A 6,561-nucleotide genomic window follows, 5' to 3' on the forward strand; every position below is an offset into this window, starting at 1 on the left:
CAGGGCTATCGCACTTACAGCCGGCAGACCCTAGACCGTGAGGGGAACTGGCGCGTGGAAGTCAGGAGCGCGGACGGCGACCTCCTGCACGAGCAGCGCTTCGCCGTGCGCTGAGACGCGCTCTGACGGTCGCTCGATGTGCGGGTGCGTCTTCGAAGAAGCCACGTCATCAGCTCACGCCATTCTGTGGCTTCGACGCGAGGATCATCCAGGACGTCCCGAATTTGTCCCTAAGCTGCCCAAACCGGGTCGCGAAGAACGTTTCTGGGCCGCCTGCGAACCTTGGCGGCGCTTCGTCCCGATGTCTCGGGCGGGCGGGCTTGGACAGCTTTAATTTCCACTGCCGATCGATCACCGCTGTATTGACAAGAAATATTGTCAATACTATCGTGACTGCCATGCTGGATGTCGCCGTCATCGACGATCCCGCCTCTGCCGTCGCCGCGCTGGACCCCATTAAGGCCCGGCTGCTGGCCGAACTCTCGGAGCCGGCGTCCGCTGCCGCACTCGCGGCACGCGTGGGGCTCGCGCGGCAGAAGGTCAACTACCACCTGCGCGCGCTGGAGGATCTGAAGCTGGTCGAGCCGGCGGGGGAGCGTCACTGGGGCGGGCTCACCGAGCGCCTGATGATTGCGACGGCGGCGTCGTACGTCGTGTCACCCGCGGCACTCGGCCCCATCGGAGCGGATCCGGCACGCAACAACGACCGACTGTCCGCCTCCTACCTCATCGCGTTGGCCGCGCGGATCGTGCGCGAAGTCGGCGAACTGTGGCGCCGCGCGCACACGAGCGACAAGCGTCTGGCGACGCTCTCGATCGACACGGTCATCCGCTTCAAATCGCCCGCGGACCGCGCGGCCTTCACCAGCGACCTTACGAACGCGATCGCGGCCTTGGCCGCACGCTATCACGACGAACGGGCGCCGCGCGGACGTCCGCATCGACTCGTCGTCGCGTCATACCCTGCGCCGGCTAAAAGCAGGCCCTGAGAGGACATCACTATGCCAATCAAGAAGGACGGCACCGGCAAACGCTGGGTCGAGATGGAGTTCATCACCCCGGGCACGCCCGAACAGGTCTGGCAGGCCATGGCGACAGGACCGGGCAACGCGGCCTGGTTCACCAAGGCCACCGTCGACGAACGCGTCGGCGGCGAGATCCAGTTCGACTTCGGTCCCAATGGAACGCAGGTGGGAGAGGTGACCGCGTGGGAGCCGCCGCACCGGTTCGGCTATATTGAACGCGACTGGAGCGAAGGGGCGCCTCCGGTGGCGACAGAGATCACGATCACCGCCCGCTCCGGCGATCGGTGTGTCGTGCGCATGGTCCACTCCCTGTTCTCGTCATCCGACGACTGGGACGACCAGATCGAAGGCTTCGAGAAGGGGTGGCCGGCCTTCTTCGAGGTCTTGCGCCTCTACCTGGCGCACTTCGCGGGACGACGGGCGGCGTCGTTCATGGCCATGGTCAGTGTCGAAGACGATCATCTCGCGGTCTGGAAGCGCCTCACGCAGCAGCTCCACCTCGCCGGTGCGGATGCGGGCGAGCCGCGAGCGACACCACTGCAACCCGAAGGGTTGTCCGGTGTGATCGAACGCATCCACCAGGATCCGCAGCAGCGCTACATCATGATGCGTCTGGACGCTCCGGCCCCTGGCATCGCGCTGGTCGGCACGTATGGCGCCGGTCCGCACGTCAACGCCAGCATGACCATCTTCTTCTACGGCGACGACGCCGACGCCCGTGCGACGGCCAGCGAGCAGAAGTGGCGGGACTGGCTTGGTGAACGATTCGTGCCCCGAGGCCAGTGAATCGGCTCATTGCGGCCGTTTTGAGCGCCTCATCCCTTTCTCCCGCGACCGCCGCGCGCGGCCCCATAACGCGCCAGGAACCTCTGGACCCCTTCGCGCGCACAAGCGATGACGTGCAAAATAGATTTGGGGCACTCTTGACCGTGTCTACTATATTGTAGTAGATCTATCGGCTGGATAGTAGAAGCACCGATGACCCAGCCGACACTCACCAGGAGATCTTGGGTTCCTTCGGGGGGCGCGCCCAGCCGATGATGGCGCAACTCGCGGAGGCGGGGAAGCTGACCCTGGACGACGTTCGCGAGTTGGAGAAGACGATCAAGAGACGTGATCAGCCACACAAGGCGGAGAGAACGCGGAAATGATCGGCGAAGGGCTCAATCATCTGTGGCAATCGACGCTCTTCGCGGTCGTGGCGGGGCTCCTGACCCTCACAGTCCGCCACGCTCCAGCCCACATACGCTATTGGCTCTGGGTCAGCGCCTCAGTCAAGTTCTTCGTTCCGTTAACGCTGCTCATCGAGCTCAGCAGCCGCTTGCGGTGGGCGCAAGCCGCGCTATGGGTCGCGCAGGAGGAAATCGCGCTCACACTCGTGCAGATCAGCCAGCCGTTTCCCGACACGTGGCCGCCTGCGTCGTCAGCGCTTTCGACGCCAGACGTTCTCAATTGGTTGGGCCTCATCATCCTCGGTGCGTGGGCTTGCGGGTTTGGATCGACTGCGTTGATACGGCTGCTGACGTGGCGACGCATCAGGGCTGCCGTGAGGGCAAGCATCCCGCTGCAGATTCGCGGTGCGGAGGTTCCGGCGGGCGTTCGGGTTCGCTCCGCTCCGGGCCTGCTGGAACCCGGCGTGGTCGGCTGGTTGCGCCCCATCCTCCTGGTCCCTGCAGGCATCGAGAAACATCTCACGCCACAACAATTGGAGGCGGTGGTCGCGCACGAGGTGTGTCACGTCCGACGCCGTGACAATCTCACCGCAGGGATCCACATGATCACCGAGGCCGTCTTCTGGTTTCACCCATTGGTATGGTGGATAGGAGCCCGATTGGTGGACGAGCGTGAGCGGGCGTGTGACGAAGAGGTTCTTCGGTCAGGCTGCAGCCCTGGCGTGTACGCGGAAGGCATTCTCAAAACCTGTCAGTTCTATGTCGAGTCGCGCCTCGCCTGTGTCGCGGGCGTCACCAGCTCCAATCTCAAGAAGAGAATCGAGGCGATCATGAGGAACCGTGCCGGAGAGACCGTCAACGTCTGGAAGAAGCTCGTCCTCGGCTTGGCGATTGTTCTCGCGGTCGCCGTTCCCGTCGCGGTGGGTGTGGTCAACGCACGCCAGCTCCCTGCCCAATCCGCGCCGATTCGCCCCAGCAGTCCAGCGCTCAGGGTCGCACCCGCCGGTTTGCAGATCGACGCCGCGAACTTCTGCTGCCCCGCCTACCTGACCCAGATGACCGAACGCATCCGCGGCAACTGGGTCGGACAGTCGGACGTGAACGGAAGCAACGTGGTGAAGTTCACGATTGAGCGCGACGGACGCATTGTCGATGTCGTGCTCGAAAAGCCGAGCGGTCTTCAGAATCTTGACGAGAGGTCCCGGCAGGCGCTGCTGATGACGAACACCGTGAATCCACTGCCGGCCGAATTTCCGAATCCCACGCTGACGGTTCACCTTGCCTTTCACTATCAACCCTGACTCGATCGTTGAATCCGAATTGATATCGGCATCCCACATCCTGCCCTTGACAGAGCCGGTCACCGGAGAGGCCGCCGGAACCGTCGCCGGGCGTGGGTGCAGCGCAGGTAGACACGATAGGCCTCAGATCGATTGGCGACGACATCAAGCACGTGTCGTGCAGCTGCTCGGCCCCGTGCTCGACGAGCTGGTCTTCGTCGGCAGGTGCACAACCGGTCTCTTCCTCACTGATCGAGGTGCCGGTGACCACTCTTGTGCATCCAGACGTCCCACGTGACCCGCCCGGCTTCCTCATCACTGAGCGGGTGGCCCGCCACCTTGAGTGCCAGCTTGATCTGCCCGTGATGGTAGCCTTCGTGCCACAGCATGTGCTGGAGCAGGAGGATCGGGTGGTCGTAGTGAAGGTCCATGTCCCGACCTGCCAGCACCCTCCCCCTCACCGCGTCCCGCACCGCCACGGCGCTGTCGTTCAGCAACTGCGCGATGCGATCGCGGTCACTCTCGACCACCCACTCTTCCTCTGGCACGTTCCTGGCGAACTCGGGAGCATCCTCGAAGACAAACACGAGCCGCACATAGTGGATGTGCGTGAATAGCTCGGCGACGGATGGACTGCTCTCGATCGCCTTGGCTTCCAGCCCGCCCTCTGGTAGGGCGCGCAGCAGGTTGAGCAGGATGGCGTTGTTCCGGTCCCAGGAATCCAGCAGGGCCTCGAGCAGATGTTGGTCTGGTACATCCGACATTTTCACCCCCTATTGCGGTGCAGCATAGTGTCCGGCCCTCGAGCGCGAAGAGCGCGGCTACTGCATGGAAGCCATGTGCTTTCAGCAAACGCTGCCTGATCCCCGGTGAGGAGCTCCTGACGGTCCATTCGTGAGATCCTTTCGTCAGCGGCTGTCAGAAACTGCCTACCGGTCGACCCAACAATCTGGACGCTACCATGTTCTGATTCGCGCCCGATGCGGCGCCATTGTTCCACGGGCTGACGGGTCTAGGTCCTGTTCACCGCTTGACCATAAGTGCTACATGTGACACAATGCGGGCATGCGTACAGCTGGTATCCGCGAAGCGCGTCAGCGCCTCACCGATCTCCTCGACGACGTGAAGAAGGGGCGGGAAGTGTTGATTACTGACCGCGGTCGGCCGGTCGCTCGATTGGCGCCTGTTGAGCGACGTCGTCCGTTCCCCGATCTGACCCGCGTGCGGCAGGCGTTCCGCGGGGCTGATCCCGCCTTGTCCCAGGCAGTTCTCGAAGGACGGGAAGACCGCCTGTGAGTGCTGATACCGAGCGATGGGCGGAGCCGATCTACCTAGACGCGAGTGCGCTGGTCAAATTGTTCGTCCCGGAAGCGGAAAGCGACGAGCTCAACCGGAGCCTTGACGGTCTGACCGACGTGATCGTTTCGGACCTGGCATTAACAGAGACGGCCTCTGCAGTCGCGCGTCGCACCCGCGAACAGCTTCTGACACGAGAAGAGGCGCAGCGCCTGTATCGGGAAGCGTCGAAGTTGCACGAATCATTGCACCGCGCGGAGCTGACGCCGCCGATTCATCGTCGCGCCGAACGGTTGATGCTGTCCCTCACGATTCCTCTCCGAGCACTCGATGCGCTCCACCTCGCAACGGCGCTCGACGCCGAAGCAGCCACGGTGGTGTCGTTCGATCCACGTTTGCGCGATGCGGCCGCGTCTCAAGGACTCTTCGTCGCACCCACGCTGGACTGATAGTGCGCTGGGGCTCGACAGGGTCGAGGAGACATCGTGGCGCTCTTCGCATCCACGTGCAGGCGCACGCGGGCGGTTGGTGTTTAGCCGCGGCCAACACGTGGACGTCGCTTCTCTGTAGCGGGCTTCCGACCTGATGCGGTCGCGCCTCTGATGTGAGGGCGTTTCAGCCAGGGCGCCAGCACGGCTTCCAGATCCCGGCTGATCCAGTCGACGGCCTTTCCTTCGCGATACGTTGCCCACGACATCAGCGATCCACCGATGACGGTTTCCACGGTACGCGCGAGGGAGCGCACGTCAGCGTCACGTAGCAGCTCGCCGGCCGCGCTGGCCGCCTCGAGCAGCGCCTCGATCTCGCGGCGGGTCGCACGTGCGTTCTCGACGAGATGCCCCCGGAGCACGTCGTCGGCGAGGTCACCCTGCAGGTAGGCAAGGTTTCATCGGCCGCAAGACGTTCGAAGTGATGCAGCGGGCGGGGGACGCCGCGCCGCCCACGCCGGGGATCCAGCACATCGTCTTCTCGCGGACGCTCCGACCAAGCGATTGTCCGCAGGCGACCCTCAGCGACGATGCGGAAAGGGTCGTTGCCGATCTCCGGAAGAAGCCCGGCCAGGACATCGCGCTGTTTGGTGGCGGCGAACTCTTCCGAAGTCTCTTGATTGCCGGCCTGGTAGACGAGGTGAACTTCGCGGTGATTCCCGTTCTGCTCGGTGGGGGGATTCCGCTGCTGCCATCGCCGGCCGAACGCGCCAGGCTCAAGCTGAAGAAGCACCGGGTCTACGAGAAGACCGGCACGGTTGGACTCGAGTACGACATTGTCCCAAAGTGACGCCGCGACAGGTCGACGCGCTGTGGCCTTGCAGCGCGTGCAGCGCGAACAACTCGGAAGGAACGGTGAAGGCGATCTTTTCGCGCTCAGCCTGCCCTTGTCATCGCGGCGCAGCAGGAGGCGATTCAGCCGCGGGCGCGATGACCCTTCGCCGGCCACGACCTCGAGGACGGTCGTCCGGGAGATTGTCTACCTGTCGCTGACGGAACAGATCCGGCCCGTATTGCGTCGGACATTCGATCGCTTCTCGACAACCCGGACGAGTCGAAACAGATGAGAGCACTCGTCTCACGGTGTCCGCGAGGGCCTCGGTCAGGTGCCGACGTAGGCCGCGAGGTGCTCGCCGGTGAGGCTGGAGCGGGCGGCGACGAGGTCGGCGGCTGTGCCCTCGAAGACGATCCGGCCGCCGTCGTGGCCGGCGCCGGGGCCCAGGTCGATGATCCAGTCGGCGTGCGCCATGACCGCCTGGTGGTGCTCGATGACGATGACCGACTTGCCGGAGTCGACGAG

At 64.1% G+C, this 6,561-nt stretch carries 10 protein-coding genes; 7 read left to right on the forward strand and 3 right to left on the reverse strand.

The window, feature by feature from the left end; translation table 11 throughout:
* The 4 genes from GEV06_27795 to GEV06_27810 all read left to right on the forward strand — a co-directional run.
* Positions 1-114: DUF2914 domain-containing protein (locus GEV06_27795; GenBank protein MPZ21661.1), on the forward strand; the 114-nt coding region annotated here is incomplete at its 5' end.
* 284 nt (positions 115-398) lie between these two features.
* Positions 399-989, forward strand: a complete 591-nt coding sequence (locus tag GEV06_27800) for a helix-turn-helix domain-containing protein (GenBank protein ID MPZ21662.1) — start codon at positions 399-401, stop codon at positions 987-989.
* Positions 990-1,001: 12 nt separating this feature from the next.
* Entirely contained in the window at positions 1,002-1,811 is an 810-nt protein-coding gene (locus GEV06_27805; GenBank protein ID MPZ21663.1) for an SRPBCC domain-containing protein, read from the forward strand.
* Between the two features lie 361 nt (positions 1,812-2,172).
* Positions 2,173-3,498: a hypothetical protein gene (locus GEV06_27810; GenBank protein ID MPZ21664.1), complete on the forward strand. Its 1,326-nt coding sequence runs from the start codon at positions 2,173-2,175 to the stop codon at positions 3,496-3,498.
* Between the two features lie 224 nt (positions 3,499-3,722).
* Here GEV06_27810 and GEV06_27815 read toward each other — a convergent pair whose 3' ends face one another.
* A complete protein-coding gene (locus GEV06_27815) occupies positions 3,723-4,241 on the reverse strand; it encodes a damage-inducible protein DinB (GenBank protein ID MPZ21665.1) in 519 nt (172 codons plus the stop codon).
* A gap of 301 nt (positions 4,242-4,542) precedes the next feature.
* On the opposite strand from GEV06_27815, the gene GEV06_27820 reads away from it, so the two are divergent.
* Entirely contained in the window at positions 4,543-4,773 is a 231-nt protein-coding gene (locus GEV06_27820) for a type II toxin-antitoxin system prevent-host-death family antitoxin (protein MPZ21666.1), read from the forward strand.
* Positions 4,770-5,222, forward strand: coding sequence for a PIN domain-containing protein (locus GEV06_27825; GenBank protein MPZ21667.1), 453 nt, complete (start codon positions 4,770-4,772; stop codon positions 5,220-5,222). Before GEV06_27820 ends, GEV06_27825 begins: the two co-directional genes overlap by 4 nt.
* A gap of 83 nt (positions 5,223-5,305) precedes the next feature.
* Here the strand turns inward: GEV06_27825 and GEV06_27830 are convergent, their stop codons facing one another.
* Positions 5,306-5,623: a hypothetical protein gene (locus GEV06_27830; protein ID MPZ21668.1), complete on the reverse strand. Its 318-nt coding sequence runs from the start codon at positions 5,621-5,623 to the stop codon at positions 5,306-5,308.
* A 62-nt stretch (positions 5,624-5,685) separates the two neighbouring features.
* On the opposite strand from GEV06_27830, the gene GEV06_27835 reads away from it, so the two are divergent.
* Entirely contained in the window at positions 5,686-6,051 is a 366-nt protein-coding gene (locus GEV06_27835) for a hypothetical protein (GenBank protein ID MPZ21669.1), read from the forward strand.
* Between the two features lie 312 nt (positions 6,052-6,363).
* Here the strand turns inward: GEV06_27835 and GEV06_27840 are convergent.
* A partial coding sequence (locus tag GEV06_27840) for a hypothetical protein (protein MPZ21670.1) occupies positions 6,364-6,561 on the reverse strand: 198 nt, incomplete at its 5' end.

It is taken from the genome of Luteitalea sp., from assembly GCA_009377605.1.
Taxonomy (GTDB): domain Bacteria; phylum Acidobacteriota; class Vicinamibacteria; order Vicinamibacterales; family Vicinamibacteraceae; genus WHTT01.

Coding starts and splice junctions, on each gene's coding strand:
- GEV06_27800 (MPZ21662.1), top strand. CDS start 399: ATGCTGGATGTCGCCGTCATCGACGATCCCGCCTCTGCCGTCGCCGCG.
- GEV06_27805 (MPZ21663.1), top strand. CDS start 1,002: ATGCCAATCAAGAAGGACGGCACCGGCAAACGCTGGGTCGAGATGGAG.
- GEV06_27810 (MPZ21664.1), top strand. CDS start 2,173: ATGATCGGCGAAGGGCTCAATCATCTGTGGCAATCGACGCTCTTCGCG.
- GEV06_27815 (MPZ21665.1), bottom strand. CDS start 4,241: ATGTCGGATGTACCAGACCAACATCTGCTCGAGGCCCTGCTGGATTCC.
- GEV06_27820 (MPZ21666.1), top strand. CDS start 4,543: ATGCGTACAGCTGGTATCCGCGAAGCGCGTCAGCGCCTCACCGATCTC.
- GEV06_27835 (MPZ21669.1), top strand. CDS start 5,686: ATGCAGCGGGCGGGGGACGCCGCGCCGCCCACGCCGGGGATCCAGCAC.